Raw genomic sequence first — 23,959 nt, 5'->3', positions numbered from 1 at the left:
AAGGAAAAGGGGTTTGGCAATGGTCGATGTGACGGTACGCGGCGCGGGTATCTTTGGCCTGTCCATCGCCTGGACCTGTGCCCGGCGCGGCGCAAAAGTTCAGGTCGTTGATCCTTTTGGCGCAGGCGCGGGATCAAGCGGCGGGCTGGTCGGTGCCCTTGCCCCTCATGTCCCCGAGAACTGGAACGCGAAGAAAGCCTTTCAGTTCGAGAGCCTGATCATGGCCGAACCATTCTGGAAACAGATCGAGGAAACCGGCGGCGTTTCAGCGGGTTACGCAAGGCTAGGACGGCTGCAACCCATTACCGACGCCAGAACCCTGGACCTGGCTCACGCTCGTGCGGATACGGCGGCTGAACTGTGGCAGGGCAAGGCCGAATGGCGGGTCGTTGAAACCACAGAACTTGGATCGTGGTGCCCGCCCAGCCCAACCGGGTTCGTGATCCACGACACGCTTAGTGCCCGGATGCACCCACGGCGCGCCTGCGCCGCGCTGGTATCGGCGCTGGCCGTTATGGGCGTCGATGTGGTGACCGACGCACCGGACAAGGGGCAAGTCGTTCACGCCACCGGGTTGGCCGGACTGCTGGAACTCAACGACGCGTTTGGCAAGGTCGTCGGCAATGGCGTCAAAGGACAGGCCGCATTGTTGCGGTTCGACGCCGGAGAGGTTCCCCAGCTCTTTGCTGATACGGTTCATATCGTGCCGCATGCGGACGGCACGCTGGCCATCGGCTCAACCTCCGAGCGGGAGTATGACGATCCGACCAGCACAGATACCGCGCTTGAGGATGTGTTAGAGCGTGCCACGCGCGCGGTCCCTGTTCTGCACGGGGCCGAGGCAATCGAACGCTGGGCCGGGGTTCGCCCCCGCAGCAAAAGCCGTGCCCCGATGCTGGGCGCGCATCCCTTGCACAAGGGGCAGTTCATCGCCAATGGCGGGTTCAAGATCGGCTTTGGAATGGCCCCGAAGGTGGCCGCAGTCATGGCCGATCTGATACTGGACGGCCGCGATACGATCCCCGAAGATTTCCGGCCCGAAGCATCACTGTGATCGCGCGGTGGCATTGGCAATCATGCATTGCCGCCCGTCGGGGCCGCGGACCCACATGCTCTGACCGTTCCGGCACAAGGTCGCGGTTTCGGTATGCATCAACGGCGATGTCGCGCGGAACGAAAACCGTGCAAGCGGACCCATCACATCCTCGGCAAACAACATCAACAACTGGGCCAGCAGCGGCCCATGCACGACCAGACCGTCATACCCTTCGACCTGACGCGCATAGTCCAGATCATAGTGGATACGGTGACCGTTGAACGTCAGCGCCGAGTATCGAAACAATAAAGTAGAATCGAATGATACCTCGCGCCGATCGGTCTCATCGGTCCGTGCGACCGGCGGCGCGGGGCGCGGTTCTGTGTCCGACGGATCGTTGCGGTAAACGAGGTCCTGCCACTCTGTCAGACAATGCGTTGCATCCTGCCATATCTCATGGCGCAGCGTGACAAAGGCCAGCGGCCCGGTTCGTCCTGTTTTGGACACAAGGCTTTCCCGAACCGAGCGCCGTTCGGCTGCCCGACCCGCAACAAGGGGCGCATGAAACTCTAACCGTCCACCTGCCCACATCCGGCGTGGCAAACCCATATCGGGGATCAGGCCACCCCCGACCTTTGGATGACCGTCCCGGCCAAGGCCGTCCGGTTGTTGCGGCGTCCAGAAATAAAGCTGGTGGAAAAAGGCAGGCAAGGGTGTGCCTGCCCCGATGGTCCCGCCCTGCCCCAGCGCGATCAGAAGCGCGGCGGCGCGGGCCGGGTCCAGAACATCTGTCTGTGTTTCCTCCGTCATGGCAGAAGACTAGACAGACGAAGGTTCACCGACAAGCGGCCCGCGACGATCAGAAACCAGCCTCGGCGCGCAGCTTTTGCATCAGGGTTTGCAGAGTGCTTTCGTATCGTTCGCTGGTCAGCTTCCCTTGCTCATCGAACTCTTTGGAACTGCTGGCCAGATGAATTTCCGGCCCCTGCAGAATACGGGGCTGGAACGGTACCATATAACTGCGCAGGACCATCTGGGCCCGCTCACCGCCAGCGCGACCCGCGGCGGCGGACATCACGGCAACGGGTTTGTCCGCCCACGGCTTGCCCTTGGTTCGGCTCACCCAATCCAGCGCGTTCTTCAACACACCGGATGGACCCTTGTTGTATTCCGGCGTCGAGATGATCACGGCATGCGCCTGCGCAATCTGATCCGCCAGCAGTTGCACCCGGTCCGGGATACCTTCGCCGTCCTCCAGATCACCATCATAAAGCGGCAGGTTCAGGTCCGCCTCGACATATGTCCCCGGGTCAAACAACCGCGCAGCTTCGCGCAGCAGCTTACGGTTGGTTGCGCTCTGGCGCAGCGACCCGGACAGGCCAAGCAGGATCGGTTCAGACATGAGAGGGCTCCGTGATGGTGTCATTCACTAGTTAGCGCGACACATCTGCGCGCCAAAGCCCCCATGACGCGCAGTCAATGTGCAAAAAAGCCAAGGCACCTGACGGTGCCCCGTCAGGTTCAGGTGCGCCCGTTTGGAATGATCTCGATATCAACCCGACGGTTACGGGCTTTGCCTTCAGCCGTCAGGTTCGAGGCCGCAGGACGGTTCTCACCCAGTCCAATCGTGCTGATCCGGGCGCTGTTGACACCATTGGCCTGCAGAATATCGGCGACAGAGCGCGCCCGACGTTCCGAAAGGGCCTGATTGTACGACGCCTCGCCGTCGCTGTCCGTATGGCCGATGACCTGCACGGTTGAATTGGGGTAATTCACCAGGTTCTGCCCCACCCGCACCAGATCAGCCCGCAGCGCCGGGCGCACGGTCGAGCTGTCGGTGTCAAAGGTGATGTCGTTCGGCACGGTGACAATCAGCCGGTCACCTGCATTGGTCACGGTGATCCCCTGATTGGCCAATTGCTGGCGCAGTTCTGCGGCCTGCTGGTCCAGTTGATTACCGATCAGGCCACCGCCAGCCGCACCAATCGCACCACCGGCCAACGCGCCCAGAAGCGGATCGGAGCCATTCGCGATCGCCCCGACACCCGCACCGACCAGACCACCCAGAATCGCACCCTGTTTTGCGTTTTGGTTCGGATCATCAGGCAAGCTCAGCGTACCGGGGTCGGTGCACGCGCCCAAAAACATAGCCGAGCACAGCCCAGCGGAAACGACAAACTTTGAAATCGCCATGAAATCACCTTCTGCTCTGACACCCGTTCATCGGGTCCATATTGTTCGGTCCGGTATATCGCGCCCTGCGGTCGCAGGCTCAAGCAACAATCCGGTGATATCGGCAGTTACCCGCCGCTCAATGAATTCCTGTCGCGACACTCTGGCAGATTTTTCCACTGCAACCGCAGATTGCCACGGATTCGCGCGATTCAATGTCAGAAATCTGCGGCGGCCCGGAACTTCATCGACACCCCGCCCTCTGGATTCTTCAGACGGAGTTCTTCTGAATGCAGCATAAGACGCGGATAATCGCGCGCCGCTCCTTCCGCGTAAAAGGGGTCGCCCAAAATCGGGTGACCCAACGACTGCATGTGGACGCGCAACTGATGTGACCGCCCGGTTTTCGGAAACAGGCGCACTCGGGTCGTGGCGCCCTCGTATTTAACGACCCGCCAATCGGTTACCGCGGCTTTTCCGGTCTCATGACACACCATCTGGCGCGGGCGGTTGGGCCAGTCCACGATCAGCGGCAGATCAATGGTTCCGGTTTTGGGCTCAACCCGGCCAAATACACGTGCGATATAGGTTTTGCGGGTTTGGCGCTTCTCGAACTGCATGCTCAGATGCCGTTGCGCATGGGGCGTCTGCGCAAACACCATCACCCCCGATGTATCCCGATCCAGCCGGTGCACCAGCAATGCCTGCGGAAAAGAGGCCTGCACTCGCGCCAAAAGACAATCCGCCAAATGCTCTCCGCGTCCCGGAACCGACAGCAGGCCCGATGGCTTGTTCACCACGATCAACTGCGCATCCTCATGCAGGACATCCAGTGGCGTTTTCGGAGGATCATATGCTTCGCTCATGCGCGCTTGCCTAACGTACCGCGCAAAGTCCCGCAACGTCGTCCTTGCCTGAACCCAGAGGTTCCGCAACTCTGCGCAAAAACCGGAGGAGAGATCATGCACCCCACGATCGAGCGCATGCAAGAAGTCGTTGCCAAGGGCGACGAAAACCTAATTCACGAATTACTGGCCGAGGACGTTCGGTTTTCTCCGCCTACCTATTACAGCACCTGGACGGGGCGAGCTCCGGCGGCTGCGGTTCTGGGCCATGTGGCGCAGGTCTTCTCGGACTTCCGTTACCGCCGTGTCATGGGCGAAGGCAAAGACTGGGCGCTGGAATTCCAATGCAAGGTTGGCGATCTGGACGCGGTCGGCGTTGATCTGATCACTCTTAACGACGACGGGCTGATTCAGGAGTTTGAAGTGGTCATGCGCCCCTACAAGACCATCGGCGCCCTACGCGAAGCGATGATGGCCCGCGTCATGACTGATCCGCGTTTTCTGGAATTCAAAAACGCGCTGAGCTGATCATGCCCGTTGCTGCGGACCAACTGCTGCGCCTACCCTTGCTGCCGATACTCGCGGCGCAAGGTCTGTCTGTTCGCCGCAACGCCCGATTGCTGTCCGAGCCCATTGGTCCCCGAGAAGGACGCGACGGGCGAGGACCTCGGTTGCGGCTTTTGATCGCCGGAGACAGCTCAGCGGCCGGTGTCGGCGCAGGCACTCAGGCGCAGGCGCTTTCGGGGTATCTGGTTCGCGAACTCTCGCGTCACTACACCGTCGAATGGAGGCTCGAGGCCACAACAGGCCACACGACGCAGGATACGATCGACAGACTTCGAGGTTTGGACAATCAATTTGATGCGGCGGTTACAGCCTTGGGCGTCAATGACGTGACCCGGGGCGTTACCCGAAAGTCTTTCATTGACCGGCAAAGTCAATTGGTAGACTTGCTTGTCGGGCAGCTGGGGGTGAAGCGTGTGGCGATGACAGCCGTACCCGAAATGAGCCGTTTTCCAGCGCTCCCGCAGCCTCTGGCCTGGGTTCTCGGGCAGCAGGCGGCCCGACTTGATCAGGGGTTGCAACAGGTCGTTGCCCAGCATCGTCAGGCGTTTCATCTGCCATTGGACTTGCCGGACGATCCAGCTCTGGCCGCACCGGACGGGTATCACCCTAGCCCCAAAACCTACGCGATCTGGGCGGCAAAGGCCGCGCACCTACTCCGTCAGGGTTGAGCCCTCATCTGCCGGATCATAGGGATTGAATACACCACAAGCGCAGCCCAGATCAGCGGGAAGGCAATCATGCGCCCTTGGTCGATCTGCTCGCCGAAGACCGTGATCGCTGTGATGAATATCATGGTCGGTGCAATATACTGGAGAATTCCCATCGTCGACAGGCGAACAAGCTTGGCACCATTGGCATAGACCAACAGAGGAACAGCCGTAACCACCCCCGCACCAGCAAGCAGCATCGTATCGGTGGCAGCTATTCCAAAGTGGCCGTTCCCCTGCACGCCCAGCCAGGTTACGTAGGCCAAGGCCGGGATCAGCAGGATCAGAACCTCAAGCAAGAAACCCTGATTGGGACCGATTGGCAGAGACCGCTTGAAGAATGCGTAGAACCCCCAGCTCACCATGAGTCCCAATGCTGCCCAAGGGATGCTGCCGGCTTGAAGGACCAGAACCGCCACGCCTGCAGCGGCCAACCCGACCGCAATCAGTTGCGTCCGGTTTAGTGGCTCACGAAGCAATACCGCACCAAGCGCAATACTGAACAAAGGGTTGATGTAATATCCCAATGCGGCATCAAGGGCGTTTCCGCTGGCGATCGCCCAGACATAAATGGCCCAATTCACCGAGATCAGCCCAGCCGTCAAGCCAGCCATACCCAGCATTTTCGGGTTCCTCAAAGCAGCCTTCAGATCCCGCGTTCGCCCCAATGCAATTAGAAGCGCTCCTGCCACTGGTACTGACCAGATGATGCGGTGGGCAACGATCTCCACCGGACCGATATGCGCCATCGCCTTCATGTACAGGGGTAGGAATCCCCACAGAACATAGGCCGTAACAGCCAACACCAATCCCCTCGGTGTATCTGTATTCTGTAAAGGGGCAGCAGCGTTCACCATAGCGGGTCTCCAATCGACACTGGTTGTCTTTAGGCAAACTCTGCCATCAGGAAAACTGCGAAAATCGTGAAGGTTCACATAACAAATCGTTATGGGTTGAACACGCAACCGTTCCGCGAGCTGCGGTGCTGGCATGCGAGGCTCTGCCTCGCGCTCCGGGATATTTGGGGCCAGATGAAGCAGGGGATCCGTACTTCATCTGGCTGAAAATATCCCGGGGGAGACGCGGCTTGCCGCGGCGGGGGCAGAGCCCCATTTTCAAACGGTTCAGACCTTAACGCGCTCGGATTTAGGGTCATACATTGGCTTCAGCGACGCCTCGGCTTTGACCTTCACACCGCATACGTCTATCTCGTAGGACGAAGCCAGCACATCTGCCGCCTTCTCTCCCTCGCATGGTACATAGCCCATTCCGATTGCGCCTCCCAGCGTATGACCGTAGTTACCCGAACTTAAATAGCCAACATACTCACCATCCCGAACGATCGGTTCATTGTGAAACAGCAGCGGTTCGGAATCGGCTAAGCGAAATTGAACCAACCGGCTTTTCGGCCCGCTTTCCTTGCGCTCAATAACCGCCGAACGACCGATAAAGTCGCTGCCTTTGTCAGTTTTGACTGCAAAGCCAAGCCCGGCGTCGACGACGTTATCCTCACAAGTGATGTCATGTCCGAAATGGCGGAACCCTTTCTCGATCCGGCACGAATCCATCATGTGCATCCCGCACAGTTTCAGGCCCATGTCCTGCCCCGCCTCGTGCAATGTCTCGAACACATGACCCGCCATATCGGAGGAGACATAAATCTCCCACCCCAGCTCACCCACATAGGTGACACGGTGCGCGCGGGCGAGGCCCATACCGATCTCTATTTCCTGCGCGGTGCCGAACGGGTTTGCTGCGTTAGAGAAATCAGCGGGCGAGACCTTTTGAAGCAACGTGCGCGCGTTGGGACCCATGACGGCCAGAACGCCCTCGCCCGCGGTGACGTCGGTGATGACCACGTTGAACCCGTCCGCATGTCGCTGCATCCACGTTTGATCCGCCAGACGAGTGGCCGCGGGGGTGACGACCAGATAGGCGGTCTCGGTCAGGCGGGTGACGGTCACGTCAGCCTCGATCCCGCCCTGACGGTTCAGGAACTGGGTATAGACGATCTTGCCATTTGGCACCGAATAGTCTCCGCCGCCAACGTAGTTCATGAATGCTTCGGCATCCGGGCCTTCGACCCGGATCTTGCCGAACGAGGACATATCATACATGCCCACATTCTCGCGCACGGCACGGTGCTCGGCGGCTGAGTTTTCAAACCAGTTTTGACGTTTCCAGCTATACTGGTATTCGCGCTCTTGCCCCGGATTGGCGAACCAGTTGGCGCGTTCCCAGCCAGCAAGCTCTCCGAAAACCGCACCCTGATCCTTGAGGTGGTGGTGCAACGGCGTGCGCCGCACTCCGCGCGCGGTGGCTTTTTGGCGGTAGGGGTAGTGGTCGGCATAGAGCAGGCCCAGTGTTTCCTTGGACCGTTCAAACAGGTATTTCTTGTTCCCCTGAAACGGCTGCATCCGGCTGATATCCACGTCGCCCAGATCAAAGGGCTTTTCGCCCGAGTCCATCCATTCGGCCAGCGCCATGCCAGCGCCACCGCCCGACTGAATCCCGATTGAGTTGAACCCGGCGGCGACCCAATAGTTGTCCATCTCTGGCGCAAGGCCCAGATGATAGGCATCGTCGGGCGTGAAGGATTCCGGCCCGTTGAAGAAGGTGTGAATCCCCGCCTCGGCCAGCATCGGCATCCGGTTCACCGCCGCCTCAAGGATCGGTTCAAAATGGTCGAAATCCTCTGGCAGTTGGTCAAATTCGAAACTGTCGGGAATGCCGTTCATGGCCCAGGGCTTGGCGTTCGGCTCGAACGCGCCCAGCAGGATTTTACCCGCGTCTTCCTTGTAATAGGCGCATTCGTCCGGCACGCGCAGCACCGGCAACTGGGTCAGTCCGTCGATGCCTTCGGTGACGATATAGAAATGCTCGCACGCGTGCAGAGGGACGTTCACGCCTGCCATCCGGCCAACCTCGTGCCCCCACATGCCCGCGCAGTTCACCACCATGTCACATTCGATATGGCCCGAGGCGCTGCCGTCATCGGCGACCCAATCGACGCCTGTGACCTTGCGCCCCTGTTTGGTGATATCGGTGACTTTCACACGTTCCTTGACGATCCCACCGCGTTGCCGTGCGCCCTTGGCCAAGGCCAGCGCGATATTGGCCGGGTCGCCCTGCCCGTCCAGCGGCAGATAGACCGCGCCCTTGACGTCTTGGGTATTCAGGTGGGGGTACATCTCCTTGACCCGCTCGTTCGATATCTCTTCGATCTCGACGCCAAAAGCGCGGGCCATCGCTGCCTGACGATAAATCTCTTCCTTGCGCTCCTCGGTCAGCGCAACAGTGATCGAACCACAACGCTTGAATCCGGTGGCGACGCCTGTTTCTTCCTCGAGCGAGCCGTAAAGCTCCTGACTGTATTTCGCCAGTTTGGTCATGTTCGCCGTCGCCCGCAGCTGGGCGATCAGACCTGCGGCGTGCCACGTAGTGCCGCTGGTCAGTTGTTTACGCTCCAGCAGGACAACATCGTTCCAGCCCTTTTTGGTCAGGTGATACGCGACCGAACAACCGATTACGCCGCCGCCGATGATGACCACTCGGGCCTTGCTGGGAAGATCAACCATCCTGAAATCTCCGCTGTGTCAGGTTTGGGTCAACCTGCCACGGAAGATCGGCAATAAATGCATCAAAAGCGTCACAAAACGGGTAATTTTCACCGATGCGCCGCGCGCTTTTCCCGCCGCAGAACAAACGGGGTAACGCCGAAAAAGCTCTTGTAGACCGAGGAAAACCCGTTCGGGAAACCACAGGCCAGGCCGATCTCGCGTACGCTCATCGTCGTGTTCAAAAGCAGGTTGTTGGCCTTGGCCAGTCGCATCTCGCGATAGAAGCCGTTGGGCGTGGTGCCGAAGAACGTCTTGAACTTACGTTCCAGCGAGCGGTTGGACAGGTGCAGTTCCTCGACGATTTCGTGGATCGGCAGGGGGTCTTCAATATTCGCCTGCATCAGCTTGATACACTGGTCCAGCTTGGCATCCCCGGTTGCGGTCATGCGCGCGCCTGAAAACGGTTGCATCGAGGAAAAATCGCGGATGTTTTCGTGCAGCATGATATCGGCGACCGTCATCTTGGCTGGGCCAGAGATATGCCGCCCGATTACGGCCAAAGCGACATCCGTGGTCGCCTCCATCCCCGCGCAGGTCACAACCGCGCCCTGTTCGGTCGCAATCGACAGCTTGGCCTCGAACCGCGCACCCCGTTCCCGCAGGAACGACGCGTTTTCCCAATGGGTGGCCATGTCCGCCGTGCCTCTTTCGTCGATATAGCGGCTGGCGGCCTCGGCCAGCAGAAACACCTGCGCGCCGCGATAGGTATAGTCAGACACCACGCGACCCAGCGACAGATCGGGATGGTCGGGGTCGGAATTGCCGATGACAAAGAGGTAATCCGCCTTTGGCTGGGCGCTGACAGCCTCGGTCTGGATCAGTGCATCACTGCTGCTGAGGATCGCCCCACCTCTGAGCGACCGATAGGTATAGGTAAACGGCGGGTGAGGGCACACGCGGTTGGCCAGCCGCAGCACCTCGACCAGAGACGCCAGTTCAAGCAGCACAAAGCCGGGGGCGACGACGATGTCGAAATGCTGCTGTGCCCGTGACATGGCGTCAGACGATCCTATGCCCGGTCACGCGCAAAGCATGGGCCAGCGCCTCAATATGGTCCGGTCCAACCTCGCAGCAGCCGCCGACGATGGTGGCCCCGTGTTCGACCCAGGACATGGCGAAATCGGCATAGGCTTTGGGGGTCAGGTCATGGCGCTGTTCCAGCGCATCGACCGTGGGCGCGTCTTCCAGAAAATCCTGTGTGATGCCGGTGAAGCCGTTGGCATAAGCCCCATAGGGGCGGCCCATCGTCTTAAGGATCGTCAGCGCGGGCATCACCGATTCCGGCCGGGTACAGTTGATCAGAACCGCTTGCGGCGCGAACCTGTCCACTAGCGGGGCAACCTGCGCCAGTTGCTCGCCCGAGCGCAAACGGGTGCCGTCATTATCCATCACCGACAGCGCCAGCCAAACGGGTTTGGTCGCGCTTTCCGTCCCGCGCAGCGCGCCTTCAGCCTCTTGCAGGGACGAGACCGTCTCATGCAGGAACAGGTCCACCCGGTCGTTCATCAGACCGACAAGCTCGGCGTATTTCAGCGCGGCTTCCTCGACATCGGGTTTCAGGTCGGGCCGGTACGAGGCCAACAGCGGCCCCAGCGCCCCGGCGATCCGTCCGCCCGAAGCAGGCCGCGCGCCCTCGGCCTGACTCAGCGCCGTGTCGATCAGGGCAGGCAACTGGTCCTCGATCCCTTCGCGCACCAGACGTGAGCGGTGGACAGCATAAGTGTTCGTCGTGGCAACCGTCGCGCCACGTCGAAAGTAATCCGCATGGACCTGCCCCACCAGTTCGGGCTGGTCCATCATCACCCGCGTAGACCATAAAGGCGTGGGCTTTTCGCCGCCGCGTTTGACCAGTTCCTGCCCGATCGAGCCGTCCAACAAGGTGATATCCGCCATTGCCTTACCTTTCCTCAGGGAATGAGAACCAGTTTTCCCGCAAACGCCTTGGACTGAAAGTCCTCTTGCGCTTTGGCGATATCTCTTAGCGGGTAGGTTTTTGAGATCAAAGGTTTGATCTTGCCTGCGTTCATCAGTTCGACCAGTCGGCCGAAGACCTCGAACGCCTGATGGGTGCAGCCGTGGATGGTGATGTCGCGCAGGTAGATATCGCGCAGATCGGCCTGCACGATGGGTCCGGCGATGGCACCCGAGACGGCATATTGCCCGCCGGGTTTCAGCGACAGGATCAGGCCGGGCCATGCGGGGCCGCCGACCACGTCGACCACCACGTCGAACATATCTTTCGGCAAAGGCGCGTTTCGGTCGAACGTATCCGTGGCCCCCTGCCCCTTGACCACATCGGCCTTGGCAGGGCTGGCGACGCCCCACACGGTCGCCCCGCGCAGCCGGGCCAGTTGCACGGCGGCCAGGCCGACACCGCCGGACGCGCCAGTGATAAGAACCTTGTGCCCGGTGGTCACGCCCGCCCGAGTCAGCAGGTTCTCCGCCGTGCCAAAGGCGCAGGGGATGGCCGCGATCTCGACATCTGACAGGGGGGAGGCCGATACATCGTACAGATCAGACGCCTCAACCAGACAGTACTGCGCAAAGGCTCCGTCAATCTCGGACCCCAGCGCAATGAAACCGGTGGGATTGCCGGGGCGTGGACGTGGCAGGTTGATCGAACAGGTGACGCGCTGGCCTTGGGTGAAACCCGTCTCTGGCCCGGTGAGTTCAACGATACCGCACAGATCACCGCCCTGAATGCGCGGGAAGTGCAGCGCGCCGCCCCAGCCGCCTGCGTCGACATCCTGATTCACCGCATCTGTCGCGCCGGTCACGTCTGACGAATACCAGCCAACGCGCGTGTTGATATCGGTGTTGTTCACCCCCGCGGCAGCAACCCGGACCAGAACCTGACCGGGTCCGGGCTGTGGCACGGGGATATCCGCGCGCCATTCCAGCGCCTCTGGCCCGCCGTGGCGGGTCAGGTAAACGCCCTGCATGACGCGCGGAACAGCCATGGATCAGGCCCGCAGCCGTTCGTTGGCCGGATCCCAGAGGGGTTGATCTTCTTGCACTACGGCGGGGTATTTCTGGCCGTAAATTTCGACCTCAAGCGCGGTGCCGGGGTTGGCCAGTTCCGACTTGATCATGCCCAGCGCAATGGACTTGCCAACACGATAGCCCCATGCGCCCGAGGTCGTCTCACCCACGATCTGATCGCCCTGCCAGATGCAGGACATGTAGGGCGCATCGCAATCACCGGCCTCGACCGTCAGAGTGACAAAGGATTTTTTCACGCCCTGCTGCTTTTCGTTCAGGATTGCAGCCTTGCCGGGGAAATCCTGCGGCTTGTCCAGCTTGACAAAGCGCCCCAGCCCGCCTTCCAGCAGCGAATAGTCGGTGGACAGATCGCCCTTCCACGCGCGGTAGCCTTTTTCGATCCGCAGAGAGTTCAGGGCATACATGCCGAACGGCTTGGCCCCAGCTTCGAGGATGGCCTCATAGATCGCGGGCATATCCGCGTTCTCGGCGTGGACCTCCCACCCCAGTTCGCCCGCGAAGGACACGCGCAGCAAAGCAACCCAGCCCCCTTTGATCTCGCTTTCCTGAAAGCTGAGCCACGGCAGGCTCAGGTCCGCATCGCACAGTTTGGACAGCACCTCGCGCGACTTGGGGCCGGTGACGATCAGCGTGTCCATACGCGTGGTCCAGTCTTCCAGCGTAAAGGCTGCGTTTGCGGGCATATGGCGTTCCAACCATTCCCGATCATGCCATTGCGCGGTTGCGGCAGTGACCAGCACAAATAGGTCTTCAGCCTCACGGGTTACGGACATCTCGGTCAGAATACGGCCGCGATCATCCGAGAAATAGACCAGCCCGACGCGACCGATCTTGGGCAGCGACCCGGCCACTAGCCCCCGCAGCCATTCGTCAGCCCCCGGCCCTTGTACCTTGAACCGCGAGAACCCCGGCAGGTCGAGCACACCGCAGTTATCGCGCACGGCCTCGCATTCTTCCTTGATCCGCTGCTCCCACGGGCCGGACCGACCCCAGGTGTGGGTGGCCTCAAGCGAGGTATCGTCACCCGGCTTGGCGAACCAGTTGGCGCGTTCCCAACCGTTATAGGCGCCCATCACGCCGCCCAGTTCCTTGACCTTGGCGTGGACCGGAGACAGCTTCTTATCCCGCGCTGCAGGCCATTCATGGTGCGGGAAGTGCATAGCGTATTCGTTGCCATAGACCTCCATCCCCTTCTGGTTGCAGTAGTCCTGATCGGTGTAGTCGGTGTAACGGCGCGGATCGACGGCCCACATGTCCCACTCAGTCGCGCCATCGACGATCCATTCGGCCAGCACTTTGCCAGCCCCGCCGCCCTGCGCGATGCCGAAGGTAAAGCTGTGCGCCTCAAACGCGTTTGTCACGCCCGGCATCGGCCCGATCAGAGGCAGGCCGTCAGGCGCATAAGGGATGGGGCCGTTAATCACCCGACCCACACCCGAGGTCGCCATCAGCGGCACCCGCTCCATCGCGTCGGTGACGATGTCCTCGATCCGGTCCAGATCGTCGTTCCACAGTTGGAAACTGAAATCCTCGGGCATCGGATCGTCTTCGGTCATCCAATGACCCTTGCAGTTGGGTTCATAGGGACCAAGGTTGAAGCCGTTCTTCTCTTGCCGCAGATAGTACGAGATATCCACGTCGCGCAGCAGCGGCAGCTTGCCACCGTTTTCCTTCGACCATGCCTCAATCTCAGGCACTTCGTCGGTCAGCAGATACTGGTGACTCATGACCATCGCAGGCACGGTGCGGCCACCGTAGGGTTTGAACATCTCACCCACGCGCTGCGCGTAGTAACCGGCGGCGTTGACCACATAATCACAGACGATATCGCCCTTGTCGGTATGAACCGTCCACGTGCCGTTATCGTGCTGAGTCACGCCGGTTGCCGGGCAGAAGCGGATGATCTTTTGACCCAGATCGCGCGCACCCTTGGCCAGCGCCTGCGTCAACTGCGCCGGGTCGATATCACCATCGGTCGGGTCGTACAGAACGCCCTCAAGATCATGGGTTTCAAGGAAGGGATAGCGCTCTTTGGCCTCGTCCGGCGTCCACATCTCCATCGGGATGCCCTGATAGCGGCCCATGGACAGGGCGCGCTCGAACTCCTGCATCCGCTCTTTGCTGTGCGCCAGACGGATCGAACCCGAGACGTGGTAGTTCATCGGATAGTCAACCTCATCCGCCAGCCGCGCATACAGCTCGGTCGAATAGCGCTGCATGTTCATGATCGCCCACGAGGTCGAAAAGGTCGGCACGTTGCCAGCCGCGTGCCAGGTCGAGCCAGCCGTCAGCTCGTTCTTTTCCAGCAGAACGCAGTCGGTCCAGCCCTTCTTGGCCAGATGATACAGTGACGAACAGCCGACAACGCCGCCGCCGATGATGACCACACGGGCCTTGGTTGGAAAATCACTCATTGTCTTGATCCCCTGTTAATGTGCCCGCTGGGGCAGATCGTCCTGGATGTCATAGTAATCGCCCTTGTCCGCGACAAAGATATGCTGGGCGAGTTTCAAACCGGTGGGCTCGCTCAGAGACCCTACCGAAATCGCAATCGTGTCCTCGTCATTGTGCTGCCAGAACAGGAAAGAGCCACAGGCGCTGCAAAAGCCACGCTTGGCGATGTCCGAAGCGCGATACCAGCCCAGTGTATCACTGGCGGTAAAGCTGAGGTTGTCCTGATGCGTGACGGTTGAGGCCCAAAGATGCCCCGACTGCCTGCGGCACTGACCGCAGTGGCAGGCATTTGGCGGCGTGAGGTCTCCGTCAATCTTGAACGCGACCTTGCCGCACAGACAGGAACCGGTGTGCATATCGCTACCCCCTTGCTGCAGGCGTCGTGCTGGTGCCCAGCAACACGCCATAGGTGATGAAACAGGTCGCCATCACGCGACGGACCCAGACATTGAACACGGCCCCCAGCGCAGCCTTTCCCATCAGTGCGCCCAGCAGGGTAAACCCGGTATAGCTGAGCGTTGTGATGACCAGCACGGTCGGCATGATCACCCCCATCTGCTGCCAGACCGGTATGTCGGGCTGCACAAACTGCGAGAAGGCCGCCAGATACCCGGCCACGCTTTTGGGGTTGATCGTCGCTACGGCCAGCGCGTGCAGATAGACATGGCGCGCGGGCCGCTCGAACGCGGGCGTGGGTTTGCTGGCATTTATCCAGCCACGGATGCCCATCCAGATCAGGAACCCAGCACCGATCAGCTTGGCAATGAAGAACCCAGTAGGAGAGGCCGCGATCAGCGCCGTTATGCCCAGCGCCGAGAAGATCAGAAAGGCTGTGGCCTGTGTCAGGATCGCCAACACCCCCAGCATCGCCTTGGGAAATGGCAGGCTCATCCCGTTCGAGATGCAGTTGACTGCGTTTGGCCCCGGCGTGGTGACAAATACCAGCCAGAACAACGCGAATATGGTCCAGGCTTCAAAACTCATTCAATACACCGGTGGAGCGATGACCCAGATGGCCACGGCGGGCTCATCATAGGGGTTCGCCCACTTGTAAGGCACGTGCTTGATGCGAAAGCTATCGCCCGGCCCGACTGAGAATTGCCGCCCGCCAATCGTCAGGTCCAACCGACCGGAAACCATGTAGCCAACCTCTTGTGTCGGGCGGCTTGCAGGGGTCTGCATTTCAGAGCGTGGCTCGAAAGTAGAATGCACCATCTCAAAATCATCGGTCAGATCAGGAGAGAGCAACTCCTCGATCAGCCCTTCTTCGCCTGACCCCATGGGCCGCCGTGACCCTGCACGCACGATAAATCCCAGCTCATCCGCAGGGGCCGCGGAATGGGAAAACAGCATCGACATTGGAACACCAAGGCACTCGGCGATTTGGCGCAAATCCGAGATCGACGGGTCGGACATGTCTCGTTCGACCTGACTGAGCCACCCAACCGACCGATCCAGCCGTGCGGCGATCTCGGTCAAGGTCAGGCCGCGCGCCTTTCGCAGGGCGCGGATGTCGGCACCAAGGGTCGCACTGTTTGGGGCTTGGCTGTTCACCGGGCTCTCCAGAAGTCGTGAAATTTTGACCTACTTTTTCACGATGGCCTGAGTCGGTGAAATTTCCAAGCATTTTTTCACTTGGGTGATTGGCCGAGATTGTCTATTCGTCGCGCATGTGGATTGCTGTCGCGTATCTTTGGGTCATTAACCTACTGACCCTGCTGGCATTTGGATGGGACAAACTGCGCGCTAAACGTCGCAAACGCCGCGTACCCGAGGCCAAACTGCTATGGCTTGCCGTGGTCGGCGGGGGGCCGGGCGCTGTTTTGGGGCGCTGGATTTTTCGCCACAAGGCGCGCAAGCGGCGGTTTTCGATATACCTCTATCTGGTGCTCGGCTTACAGGTCGCCTTTTTGTACGTTCTGACCACGCAACTCCCGCTCTGAACCCCGCGGGTTTTCAATCAAAAAATAATCGGCAGCCAAAGAGGAAACTGTCTGTTACATTGACGTGAATACTGAATTCCTGAAATAATCTTATTTTGGCAAAGGGTTGGAAGAGACATGGAAAATGGCATCGGGTTTTTCGACATAGTTTGGTCGATCTTCTGGCTGTTCCTGATGGTGGCCTGGTTCTGGGTAATGATTTCGGTGGTAGCCGACGTGTTCCGCTCAAAAGACCTGAGCGGTTTCGGCAAGGCCGCATGGATCGCGTTTGTCATCCTCATTCCCTGGCTCGGAGTGCTGTCCTATCTGATCGCGCGGGGCGAAAAGATGCATGAACACAATGTAGCGGCCATGAACAAGATCGAGGAAGCGCAGAAGGACTACATCCGATCCGTCGCGACAGTATCGACCGCAGACGAGTTGGAGCGTTTGGCCGCCTTAAAAGACAAGGGCGTTCTGACAGACGAAGAATTCGCAGCCCAAAAAGCCAAGATCCTCAGCGCGTGAGGTATCAACTCCGGCCAGAGTCGCTCTTGTCGGAGTTAAGCCCCGAAAACGGCATTCAGAATTGCGCCAAGCGCGTCCGCATCTTGCTGCGTGAATGCGTCCGGTTGATCGCTGTCGATGTCGAACACGGCAATGACCTCGCCCGACGCGTTTCGCACCGGCAAAACCAGCTCTGATCGCGTGCTCGAAGCACAGGCGATATGGCCGGGAAAAGCATCCACGTCGGGCACAAGCTGAACCTCGCCCGTTCGTGCAGCAGCGCCACACACGCCACGCTCGAACGGGATAACCAAACATCCGTGACCGCCCTGATACGGGCCGATCTTCAACACGCCCGGTTCGGTCACGCGATAAAACCCGGTCCAGTCGAACCGGTCGTCGGAATGATGCACCTCGCAGGCGACGGTTGCCATGAGTGCGACCGCGTCAGTTTCCCCTTCGGTCAGGGATGAGATGGTTTTCGCAAGCAGGTCATAGTCAACGGTCATCATGGAACGTCCGGTATAAGTCGTGCAAAGCCACCTATGCCGAAACCACCCATGGGTCAAACACGTTCGATTGCAATCGCGGTGCCTTCTCCGCCACCGATGCAGATCGCCGCGACTCCCCGTTTCAGGTTGCGCTTTTCCAACGCGTTCAAAAGCGTCACCATTATCCGAGCGCCCGATGCGCCAATCGGATGCCCCAACGCGCAAGCACCGCCGTTTACGTTGACCTTGTCGCGCGGCAATCCCATCTCATGCATGAAGGCCATCGGCACAACGGCGAAGGCTTCGTTCACCTCCCACAGATCGACGTCATCCTTGGACCATCCGATGCTGGACAGCAATTTCTGTGCGGCGGGGACAGGGGCGGTAGTGAACAAGCCCGGAGCCTGAGCGTGGCTGGCATGCCCCAGAATTCGCGCACGTACTGTCAGCCCCTGATCTTTGGCCGCGTCCTCGGACGCCAGCACAAGCGCCGCCGCTCCATCCGAAATCGAGGATGAATTGGCCGCCGTCACAGTCCCATCTTTGCGGAATGCAGGCTTCAGAGTGGGTATCTTCTCGGATCGGGCAGATTGCGGCTGTTCGTCCGCGGCGTGCTGCACCTCACCTTTGCGGGTCTTGACCACAACCGGAGTGATCTCGTCCGAAAACGCCCCGCTTTCCTGCGCGGCCAGAGCATTGGACAGGGATTGCAGCGCGTATTCATCCTGCGCCTCGCGGGTGAACTGATAGGCTTCGGCGCAATCCTCGGCAAACGTGCCCATCAGCCGACCCTTGTCGTAGGCGTCCTCGAGCCCATCAAGGAACATGTGGTCCACGACCTGCCCGTGCCCGATCCGGGCACCACCGCGCATTTTCGGCAGCAGATAGGGGGCGTTAGTCATACTCTCCATTCCGCCCGCGACCATTGTGTCCGCGTGACCCAGCGCGATCTGGTCAAACGCCATCATCGCGGCCTTCATGCCGGAGCCGCACATCTTGTTCAGCGTTGTGGCGGGGACGTCTTCACCCAGACCCGCCGCAAACCCGGCTTGCCGCGCCGGTGCCTGACCCTGACCAGCCGGCAGGACACAGCCCATAAGAACCTCGTCTACCGTTTCGGTCCCGGCACCTTGCAACGCTGCGCGAATGGCACTGCCACCCAAATCGGCCGCGGCCACACCGTCGAACACGCCTTGAAATCCGCCCATGGGTGTTCGGGCCGCGCCTGCAATAACAACATGTTTCATCCGGGTGCTCCTCATGTTTTCCGGATTGATGGATACCGAATGGTAAGAATTGCCGTCTAGCGTATTTCTACGAGTGAATTTCAGTTTAAAGGATCACCGCGTATGAGCCTGACCAGCAAAACGACTGGCACGACACAGATCATTACAGTTCATTCTGACCGGATCGACGCGGCCATGGCCATCCAGTTCAAGGAAGACATGCGCAAAGAAGCCGAAGATGGCAGTACGCGGATCATTCTGGACCTGACAAAAGTGGAATTCATCGACTCAAGCGGCTTGGGTGCCATCGTTGCCTCTATGAAACAGCTTGGAAGTGATTGCAGGCTGGACTTGGCTGGCTCCACCCCTTCGTTGAAAAAGTGTTCCGGCTGACGCGCATGGATACTGTCTTCAAACTGTTTGCGTCGCTGGACGACGCGCTGTCGACCCTCAAAGACTAACTCTCCACACACGTGATTGGGCGCTCGAACATGTACAACGGTAACTGCCTGGATTTGAGCTTTGTAGCGACAGAAGCTGAGGCGAGTACCGGAATTGCCAAGCTAAGCACCTGTTTGGAAGCAAATGGATTGCCCCGAAACAAGGCAGGTGACGTAAAAATCGCACTGGCCGAAGCGATCAATAACGTGGTCGAACACGCATATGCCGGGATCACCCCCGCCAAGGTGCAAATACGCTGCCGCCTGAATCAGAACTGGCTGGACATCCTGATTTCCGACACCGGCAAACCCATGCCCGGTCTCAGCGTCCCGGACGGGATACCGGCTCCGCTGGGCACGACAATCGAAGAATTGCCCGAAGGCGGATTCGGCTGGTTTCTGATCCACCAACTGACCAGCGACATCCGCTATGAACGCATCGAGGGGTGCAACAGGCTGTCCCTGCGATTTGATTTGCCCGATGCCGTCTGACCCAAAATAGCCACAATCGCACCATTGTAGCGCCGCAAACGCAGGGCATAAGAGATTCTGTAGCTCAGATAGCTTCCCTCGGCGTCTAGTATCACAGCCCCCACCCAGTGATCGGCGCCGAGGAACTTCCCATTGATTTGACTGGACAATACCTGATCGCGCTATACTTTCGGCGCGTTCAAACAGGGAAGCAGCGCTATGCGGGATTTTCACACACCGGGCAGATCCGAAGTTTTGGCAACCGAAGGTATGTGCGCCACGTCGCACCCCTTGGCGGCGCAAGTCGCGTTGAACATTCTCCGGGACGGGGGCAACGCAATGGATGCCGCCATTGCCGGGGCCGTCGTTTTGAATATTTGCGAACCGCAGATGACCGGATTGGGCGGAGACTGCTTTGTTCTGTTCAATCGCGCGGGTGAGGATCGGATACGCGCCCTGAACGGCTCGGGCCGAGCGCCAGCAGCGGCCGATTCCCGGAAACTGCGAGAAAAGGGACTGACCGCGGTGCCGCTGAATACTCCGGACGCGGTAACTGTACCGGGTGCCGTGGATGCGATGTGTCACCTGGCCGAAACAGAGGGCAGGCTTGGGCTGGACGCCATTCTGCAACCCGCAATCCATTATGCCGACTCCGGTGTACCTGTGGCGGCGAGGGTTGCGTTCGACTGGAAGTCGGGCGCTGAAACACTCCAAGGCGCGGCGCGCACCCACTATCTGATGGACGGCAAGCCCCCCGAAATCGGGCAAATCTTTCGAGCGCCCGGTCAGGCTGAAGTTTTACGCCAGATAGCCCGAAAAGGGCGCGATGCGTTCTATTCCGGCGACATCGCTCAAGACATGGTAGACGCGCTGACCCAAATGGGGGGCGAACATACGCTGGCTGACTTTCAGAACACGCAATATACGGAAACCCAGCCTGTTAGCGGCCATTACAAAGGCTTTGACCTTGTCGAGCATCCGCCAAACGGCCAAGGCGCGACAGCGATCCTGCTGCTGAACATCCTGAAGAACTTTGATCTGGGCAGCATGGATCCGTTCGGAGTTGAAAGACTCCATATCGAGGCCGAAGCCTCGAAACTGGCATACGACGCGCGCAACCGGTTTATTGCCGACCCTGACTGTACCTCTCGCGCTGATATATTCTTCGATCAGGACGTTGCGAATAGTCTGGCGGCTTTGATCGACGTCACACGCGCAATGCCCGCAGCAGCGCCCCTGACTGAGGCGATACACAAAGACACCGTCTATATTACCGTCGTTGACCGGGACAGGATGGCTGTCTCTTTGATCTATTCCATCTTCCACAGCTTTGGTTCCGGCATTGCGTCCGAGAAATACGGAATTCTGCTGCAGAACCGAGGGGCTGGATTTACGCTTCAGGCCGGGCACCCGAATGAGATGGCTGCAGGCAAACGGCCAATGCATACCATCCTCCCCGGAATGATCACGCAGCAAGGGCGTATATGCATGCCTTTCGGCGTCATGGGCGGTGCGTTTCAACCGACAGGGCACGCGCGGCTGTTGTCCAACCTGACGGATCATGGGCTTGGACTTCAGGCAAGTATCGACGCCCCTCGCGCCTTTGCGGACGCGGGCGTTTTAAAGTTGGAACGCGGAATTCCGCGCAATGTCGCTCAACAATTGTCCGATATGGGACACAACGTTCAGATACCGGAAACACCGCTTGGCGGAGCGCAGGCAATACGAATCCGCGAGGACGGCGTTCTGGAGGGTGGCAGCGACCCCAGAAAAGACGGATGTGCACTTGGGTACTGACCCCGACGTCTGTCGGGTCAGGCACTAGTTCAAGTGGAAGTGCAGCGGATAGGCGCCGTTCTCGAACGGGCCGAACATGTCCGGAATATCAGGGTGTTCCACAGGCTCACCCGACTGATCCGCAACCAGATTTTGTTCTGAAACATAAGCGACATAGAAGGATTGATCATTCTCTGCCAGCAGATGATAGAACGGCTGATCCTTAATCGGACGGCTGTCTTCAGGGATCGCCTGATACCATTCTTCCGTATTTGAAAACTCAGGATCCACGTCGAAAATCACCCCCCGGAAGGGATGTTTTTTGTGGCGGACCACTTGGCCCAAACGGTACTTGGCGCTTGTCTTTAGCATTTTCTCAGCCCCCAAAAGTCTTACTACTCCTTTCCGGCGAAGAATGCCAATCATTGATCCGCAATTAAGGGAAACAGTCTGTGAACCTCTTACTGACAGTCTTTGAAATCGTGGCCCCAGTCTTTCTGTTGGCCGGCATTGGCTTTGTCTGGGTCAAGCTGGGATTTGAATACAGGTTGCAATTTGTAACACGTCTTGCGGTGACGCTGGCTGTTCCAAGCCTGATCTTCGTTGCCCTCATGCAAACCGAGATTCCACCCGGAGAACTTACACGGTTCACTCTGGCTGCCATCGCAGGTCACGTCGTTCTTGCCGTTACGTTCGGGGTTTTCGTGCGGTTTGGAAATCTTGATCGTCGAACCTATCTGGCCCCGCTGATTTTCGGGAATACGGGAAACCTTGGACTGCCGCTGTGCCTGTTCGCTTTTGGTCAGGCAGGGTTGGGGTTCGCGGTTGTGTTTCTTGCCGTTACCGCGCTGTTTTCCTTTACCTACGGGATCTATCTGGTTGCGGGAAAAGGCGCGTTTGGCAAGGTCGCACGCGAGCCTATGGTCTGGGCCACGCTGTTGGGGGCGCTGTTTCTTTGGCGCGGGTGGGAGACCCCGGTCTTTCTGACCAACACTCTGGAACTGCTGGGACAAATGGCGATTCCGATGATGCTGATCACTCTTGGCGTGGCGATTGCCCGCCTGACGACGGGCAAGCTGAGCCAGGCGATCTGGCTGTCGGTTTTGAAACTGGCTGTCTGCGCTGGTTTGGGCTGGGCGATTGCGGGCGCTTTTGCCCTTGATCCAATCGCGTTTGGCGTGCTGGTCTTGCAAATGTGCACCCCGGTGGCCGTAACCTCTTATCTTCTGGCGGAACGGTTTGATGCGGATGCAGATGCCGTGGCTGGCATGGTCTTGGTCTCGACCGTTCTGTCTGTCGGTGCTTTGCCTATAATTCTAGCTATCGTTCTGTAGCGATTGTGATTTCCTCAGAGCTCAATCTGCGCTAGAATAAAGAAAAAAGGCACGAGGCACATGAGCAGAATTCTTATCGTACTCTTCGGGGTGCTGTTTCTGGCATCCTGTGGGGGCGGGTCAAAGCAACCGCCCAGCAAGCTAAATGACGCGTGCAGCATTGCGCGCGAACGCCCTGACTATATCAAGGCGTTCAAGAGCACCGAGCGCAAATGGGGTGTGCCGGTACACGTCCAGATGGCGACGATCTATCAAGAAAGCCGCTATCGCCATGACGCCCGGACACCGCACCAATACGTGTTGGGGGTCATTCCGATGGGCCGTCAAAGCAGCGCCTATGGGTTCAGTCAGGCGCTGGACGGAACCTGGGATGAATACCAGAAAGAGACCGGAAAACGCCGCGCCAAGCGTGACCGCATCCGGGATGCTTCGGATTTCATCGGCTGGTACATGAACAAAAGCTATGAGCGGAACGGGATTCACCCCAGCGACACGCGAAATCAGTATCTGGCCTATCACGAAGGTCATAGTGGATATGCGCGCGGCAGCCACTACAGCAAAACATGGCTACTGAACGTCGCAAATGACGTCGATGCGCGTGCGAAACTTTATCAGGCTCAGTTGGCTGGCTGCCGGTACTAAGACATCAGCGGGTCAGCGATTGCTTGACCCGCTTCTTGCACGGTTGGAAAACAGGCTTTGATCCAACCTGTTATCCGTATCCAGTTGCCCCAGCAGCACAGTTGTCTGGCTACCGGCATTGTCGTGGATGACCCATTTGCGCAGCTCGATCGGATCGCCTGTAAACATCAGCTCGATCCGGCCAGACTCGGGGTTTTTGGGGTCCTGAGCGGTTACCACCGTGGCCGTTCCATCAAACTCATGCCCGACGACCATATTGGCCTGCCCCAGATTGACGTTGCGCGCCAGAACCAACGATAACGGCGTGCGCTTCAGCGGATATTGCTCGGGTGGCTGGTTGGATTTCGGGTCGAATATCTGAACCGTTCCGGCACGCGCCAGAACAACCGCGCTGTTTGGGGGATCGTATTCAAACCGCATCTTGCCCGGCCGCTCCATCCAAAGCTTACCGGTGCTCAATGAACCATCATCATTGACCTGCGTGAACGTGGTCTCAACGGTTTTCAAACCGTTCAGGTAGTTGGAGATCTGCGACAAAGGCAGTTTATCGGCGGCCCACGCAGCGGGCGCAGCCAGCGTCAGGGCCAGGGCAAAAGCAATCTGTTTCATGATCTACCAGATATGCGTTCCGCCCATGTTATTAAATATCCAAATCCGATTTCGGGAGCGCTTGAAATAAAAGACGCGCCGAAACCCATAATTTCAGCGCGTCACTTGATTTTTCTACGGCGGTATTCCGCAAAAGG

At 59.1% G+C, this 23,959-nt stretch carries 26 protein-coding genes and 1 pseudogene; 10 read left to right on the top strand and 17 right to left on the bottom strand.

The genetic code is table 11. The features are described 5' to 3' along the window. Positions 1-19 precede the first annotated feature (19 nt). On the top strand, positions 20-1,054 hold the full coding sequence (locus ACR0LH_RS16955) for an NAD(P)/FAD-dependent oxidoreductase (protein ID WP_170697491.1): 1,035 nt from the start codon (positions 20-22) through the stop codon (positions 1,052-1,054). On the opposite strand, the gene ACR0LH_RS16950 is transcribed toward ACR0LH_RS16955, so the two are convergent. The 4 genes from ACR0LH_RS16950 to ACR0LH_RS16935 form a co-directional block, all read right to left on the bottom strand. Then, positions 1,046-1,846 carry an HTD2 family dehydratase gene (locus ACR0LH_RS16950; RefSeq protein WP_480721795.1) on the bottom strand — a complete coding sequence of 267 codons (801 nt, stop codon included), beginning with the start codon at positions 1,844-1,846 and terminating at the stop codon, positions 1,046-1,048. The two genes, ACR0LH_RS16955 and ACR0LH_RS16950, sit on opposite strands and share 9 nt — an antisense overlap. Before the next feature lie 49 nt (positions 1,847-1,895). Further along, positions 1,896-2,438 carry an NADPH-dependent FMN reductase gene (locus ACR0LH_RS16945; protein ID WP_480721793.1) on the bottom strand — a complete coding sequence of 181 codons (543 nt, stop codon included), beginning with the start codon at positions 2,436-2,438 and terminating at the stop codon, positions 1,896-1,898. Between the two features lie 119 nt (positions 2,439-2,557). Then, the gene (locus ACR0LH_RS16940) at positions 2,558-3,229 is read right to left on the bottom strand and encodes a YiaD family glycine zipper/OmpA-like lipoprotein (RefSeq protein ID WP_170386099.1); all 672 of its coding nucleotides are present in this window, start codon (positions 3,227-3,229) and stop codon (positions 2,558-2,560) included. 197 nt (positions 3,230-3,426) lie between these two features. Next, complete coding sequence (locus ACR0LH_RS16935) at positions 3,427-4,074, bottom strand: RluA family pseudouridine synthase (RefSeq protein ID WP_480721791.1); 648 nt, start codon at positions 4,072-4,074, stop codon at positions 3,427-3,429. A gap of 96 nt (positions 4,075-4,170) precedes the next feature. Between ACR0LH_RS16935 and ACR0LH_RS16930 the strand changes: the two genes are divergently transcribed. Beyond that, complete coding sequence (locus ACR0LH_RS16930) at positions 4,171-4,581, top strand: nuclear transport factor 2 family protein (protein ID WP_170415662.1); 411 nt, start codon at positions 4,171-4,173, stop codon at positions 4,579-4,581. A 2-nt stretch (positions 4,582-4,583) separates the two neighbouring features. Next, positions 4,584-5,288 (top strand): SGNH/GDSL hydrolase family protein, encoded by a 705-nt coding sequence (locus tag ACR0LH_RS16925; protein WP_480721789.1) that lies wholly within the window; start codon positions 4,584-4,586, stop codon positions 5,286-5,288. Here ACR0LH_RS16925 and rarD read toward each other — a convergent pair. The 9 genes from rarD to ACR0LH_RS16880 all read right to left on the bottom strand — a co-directional run bounded on the left by rarD (position 5,279) and on the right by ACR0LH_RS16880 (position 15,958). Next, complete coding sequence (rarD, locus tag ACR0LH_RS16920; protein WP_170567181.1) at positions 5,279-6,184, bottom strand: EamA family transporter RarD; 906 nt, start codon at positions 6,182-6,184, stop codon at positions 5,279-5,281. The two genes, ACR0LH_RS16925 and rarD, sit on opposite strands and share 10 nt — an antisense overlap. Positions 6,185-6,451: 267 nt before the next feature. Next, complete coding sequence (locus ACR0LH_RS16915) at positions 6,452-8,905, bottom strand: GcvT family protein (RefSeq protein ID WP_480721788.1); 2,454 nt, start codon at positions 8,903-8,905, stop codon at positions 6,452-6,454. 89 nt (positions 8,906-8,994) lie between these two features. After that, positions 8,995-9,942 (bottom strand): helix-turn-helix domain-containing protein, encoded by a 948-nt coding sequence (locus tag ACR0LH_RS16910; protein WP_170778562.1) that lies wholly within the window; start codon positions 9,940-9,942, stop codon positions 8,995-8,997. Positions 9,943-9,946: 4 nt separating this feature from the next. After that, on the bottom strand, positions 9,947-10,840 hold the full coding sequence (locus tag ACR0LH_RS16905; protein WP_480721786.1) for a homocysteine S-methyltransferase family protein: 894 nt from the start codon (positions 10,838-10,840) through the stop codon (positions 9,947-9,949). Positions 10,841-10,854: 14 nt separating this feature from the next. Further along, complete coding sequence (locus ACR0LH_RS16900; RefSeq protein ID WP_480721784.1) at positions 10,855-11,907, bottom strand: zinc-binding dehydrogenase; 1,053 nt, start codon at positions 11,905-11,907, stop codon at positions 10,855-10,857. 3 nt (positions 11,908-11,910) lie between these two features. Continuing rightward, entirely contained in the window at positions 11,911-14,364 is a 2,454-nt protein-coding gene (locus ACR0LH_RS16895; protein ID WP_480721783.1) for a GcvT family protein, read from the bottom strand. 15 nt (positions 14,365-14,379) lie between these two features. Next, complete coding sequence (locus ACR0LH_RS16890) at positions 14,380-14,760, bottom strand: GFA family protein (RefSeq protein WP_480721782.1); 381 nt, start codon at positions 14,758-14,760, stop codon at positions 14,380-14,382. Positions 14,761-14,764: 4 nt separating this feature from the next. After that, positions 14,765-15,388, bottom strand: coding sequence for a LysE family translocator (locus tag ACR0LH_RS16885; protein WP_480721781.1), 624 nt, complete (start codon positions 15,386-15,388; stop codon positions 14,765-14,767). Continuing rightward, positions 15,389-15,958 (bottom strand): XRE family transcriptional regulator, encoded by a 570-nt coding sequence (locus ACR0LH_RS16880; protein ID WP_170388754.1) that lies wholly within the window; start codon positions 15,956-15,958, stop codon positions 15,389-15,391. A gap of 89 nt (positions 15,959-16,047) precedes the next feature. On the opposite strand from ACR0LH_RS16880, the gene ACR0LH_RS16875 reads away from it, so the two are divergent. After that, positions 16,048-16,347, top strand: coding sequence for a DUF1294 domain-containing protein (locus tag ACR0LH_RS16875; protein WP_480721780.1), 300 nt, complete (start codon positions 16,048-16,050; stop codon positions 16,345-16,347). Between the two features lie 117 nt (positions 16,348-16,464). Beyond that, positions 16,465-16,854, top strand: a complete 390-nt coding sequence (locus ACR0LH_RS16870; RefSeq protein WP_170485757.1) for an SHOCT domain-containing protein — start codon at positions 16,465-16,467, stop codon at positions 16,852-16,854. Between the two features lie 35 nt (positions 16,855-16,889). On the opposite strand, the gene ACR0LH_RS16865 is transcribed toward ACR0LH_RS16870, so the two are convergent. Then, entirely contained in the window at positions 16,890-17,342 is a 453-nt protein-coding gene (locus ACR0LH_RS16865) for a GAF domain-containing protein (protein WP_170571011.1), read from the bottom strand. Between the two features lie 56 nt (positions 17,343-17,398). Continuing rightward, complete coding sequence (locus ACR0LH_RS16860) at positions 17,399-18,571, bottom strand: thiolase family protein (protein WP_480721779.1); 1,173 nt, start codon at positions 18,569-18,571, stop codon at positions 17,399-17,401. A 102-nt stretch (positions 18,572-18,673) separates the two neighbouring features. Between ACR0LH_RS16860 and ACR0LH_RS16855 the strand changes: the two are divergent. From ACR0LH_RS16855 to ggt, 3 genes and pseudogenes are all read left to right on the top strand, one after another. Then, positions 18,674-19,011: pseudogene (locus ACR0LH_RS16855) on the top strand (STAS domain-containing protein). A 30-nt stretch (positions 19,012-19,041) separates the two neighbouring features. Then, complete coding sequence (locus tag ACR0LH_RS16850; RefSeq protein WP_170485759.1) at positions 19,042-19,482, top strand: ATP-binding protein; 441 nt, start codon at positions 19,042-19,044, stop codon at positions 19,480-19,482. A 198-nt stretch (positions 19,483-19,680) separates the two neighbouring features. Continuing rightward, positions 19,681-21,258, top strand: coding sequence for a gamma-glutamyltransferase (gene ggt / locus ACR0LH_RS16845; RefSeq protein WP_480721778.1), 1,578 nt, complete (start codon positions 19,681-19,683; stop codon positions 21,256-21,258). A gap of 24 nt (positions 21,259-21,282) precedes the next feature. Here ggt and hspQ read toward each other — a convergent pair whose 3' ends face one another. Beyond that, entirely contained in the window at positions 21,283-21,609 is a 327-nt protein-coding gene (gene hspQ, locus ACR0LH_RS16840; protein WP_170388761.1) for a heat shock protein HspQ, read from the bottom strand. Positions 21,610-21,689: 80 nt separating this feature from the next. Here hspQ and ACR0LH_RS16835 point away from each other — a divergent pair, with 80 nt between their 5' ends. Both ACR0LH_RS16835 and ACR0LH_RS16830 read left to right on the top strand, forming a co-directional pair. Next, positions 21,690-22,571 carry an AEC family transporter gene (locus ACR0LH_RS16835; protein WP_480721776.1) on the top strand — a complete coding sequence of 294 codons (882 nt, stop codon included), beginning with the start codon at positions 21,690-21,692 and terminating at the stop codon, positions 22,569-22,571. Between the two features lie 60 nt (positions 22,572-22,631). Next, positions 22,632-23,213 carry a transglycosylase SLT domain-containing protein gene (locus ACR0LH_RS16830; protein WP_170388763.1) on the top strand — a complete coding sequence of 194 codons (582 nt, stop codon included), beginning with the start codon at positions 22,632-22,634 and terminating at the stop codon, positions 23,211-23,213. A 12-nt stretch (positions 23,214-23,225) separates the two neighbouring features. On the opposite strand, the gene ACR0LH_RS16825 is transcribed toward ACR0LH_RS16830, so the two are convergent. Continuing rightward, entirely contained in the window at positions 23,226-23,822 is a 597-nt protein-coding gene (locus ACR0LH_RS16825) for an outer membrane lipoprotein carrier protein LolA (RefSeq protein WP_170697509.1), read from the bottom strand. Between the last annotated feature and the right edge of the window lie 137 nt (positions 23,823-23,959).

The organism is Ruegeria sp. CL6, assembly GCF_056536465.1.
Note: the sequence above shows the minus strand (reverse complement) of the source record. Positions and strands in the feature narration are given on the sequence as shown.

What these genes read in the sequence shown, in the direction of transcription:
- ACR0LH_RS16955 (WP_170697491.1), top strand. Translation starts at nt 20, where the DNA reads ATGGTCGATGTGACGGTACGCGGCGCGGGTATCTTTGGCCTGTCCATC.
- ACR0LH_RS16950 (WP_480721795.1), bottom strand. Translation starts at nt 1,846, where the DNA reads ATGACGGAGGAAACACAGACAGATGTTCTGGACCCGGCCCGCGCCGCC.
- ACR0LH_RS16945 (WP_480721793.1), bottom strand. Translation starts at nt 2,438, where the DNA reads ATGTCTGAACCGATCCTGCTTGGCCTGTCCGGGTCGCTGCGCCAGAGC.
- ACR0LH_RS16940 (WP_170386099.1), bottom strand. Translation starts at nt 3,229, where the DNA reads ATGGCGATTTCAAAGTTTGTCGTTTCCGCTGGGCTGTGCTCGGCTATG.
- ACR0LH_RS16935 (WP_480721791.1), bottom strand. Translation starts at nt 4,074, where the DNA reads ATGAGCGAAGCATATGATCCTCCGAAAACGCCACTGGATGTCCTGCAT.
- ACR0LH_RS16930 (WP_170415662.1), top strand. Translation starts at nt 4,171, where the DNA reads ATGCACCCCACGATCGAGCGCATGCAAGAAGTCGTTGCCAAGGGCGAC.
- ACR0LH_RS16925 (WP_480721789.1), top strand. Translation starts at nt 4,584, where the DNA reads ATGCCCGTTGCTGCGGACCAACTGCTGCGCCTACCCTTGCTGCCGATA.
- rarD (WP_170567181.1), bottom strand. Translation starts at nt 6,184, where the DNA reads ATGGTGAACGCTGCTGCCCCTTTACAGAATACAGATACACCGAGGGGA.
- ACR0LH_RS16915 (WP_480721788.1), bottom strand. Translation starts at nt 8,905, where the DNA reads ATGGTTGATCTTCCCAGCAAGGCCCGAGTGGTCATCATCGGCGGCGGC.
- ACR0LH_RS16910 (WP_170778562.1), bottom strand. Translation starts at nt 9,942, where the DNA reads ATGTCACGGGCACAGCAGCATTTCGACATCGTCGTCGCCCCCGGCTTT.
- ACR0LH_RS16905 (WP_480721786.1), bottom strand. Translation starts at nt 10,840, where the DNA reads ATGGCGGATATCACCTTGTTGGACGGCTCGATCGGGCAGGAACTGGTC.
- ACR0LH_RS16900 (WP_480721784.1), bottom strand. Translation starts at nt 11,907, where the DNA reads ATGGCTGTTCCGCGCGTCATGCAGGGCGTTTACCTGACCCGCCACGGC.
- ACR0LH_RS16895 (WP_480721783.1), bottom strand. Translation starts at nt 14,364, where the DNA reads ATGAGTGATTTTCCAACCAAGGCCCGTGTGGTCATCATCGGCGGCGGC.
- ACR0LH_RS16890 (WP_480721782.1), bottom strand. Translation starts at nt 14,760, where the DNA reads ATGCACACCGGTTCCTGTCTGTGCGGCAAGGTCGCGTTCAAGATTGAC.
- ACR0LH_RS16885 (WP_480721781.1), bottom strand. Translation starts at nt 15,388, where the DNA reads ATGAGTTTTGAAGCCTGGACCATATTCGCGTTGTTCTGGCTGGTATTT.
- ACR0LH_RS16870 (WP_170485757.1), top strand. Translation starts at nt 16,465, where the DNA reads ATGGAAAATGGCATCGGGTTTTTCGACATAGTTTGGTCGATCTTCTGG.
- ACR0LH_RS16865 (WP_170571011.1), bottom strand. Translation starts at nt 17,342, where the DNA reads ATGACCGTTGACTATGACCTGCTTGCGAAAACCATCTCATCCCTGACC.
- ACR0LH_RS16860 (WP_480721779.1), bottom strand. Translation starts at nt 18,571, where the DNA reads ATGAAACATGTTGTTATTGCAGGCGCGGCCCGAACACCCATGGGCGGA.
- ACR0LH_RS16850 (WP_170485759.1), top strand. Translation starts at nt 19,042, where the DNA reads ATGTACAACGGTAACTGCCTGGATTTGAGCTTTGTAGCGACAGAAGCT.
- ggt (WP_480721778.1), top strand. Translation starts at nt 19,681, where the DNA reads ATGCGGGATTTTCACACACCGGGCAGATCCGAAGTTTTGGCAACCGAA.
- hspQ (WP_170388761.1), bottom strand. Translation starts at nt 21,609, where the DNA reads ATGCTAAAGACAAGCGCCAAGTACCGTTTGGGCCAAGTGGTCCGCCAC.
- ACR0LH_RS16830 (WP_170388763.1), top strand. Translation starts at nt 22,632, where the DNA reads ATGAGCAGAATTCTTATCGTACTCTTCGGGGTGCTGTTTCTGGCATCC.
- ACR0LH_RS16825 (WP_170697509.1), bottom strand. Translation starts at nt 23,822, where the DNA reads ATGAAACAGATTGCTTTTGCCCTGGCCCTGACGCTGGCTGCGCCCGCT.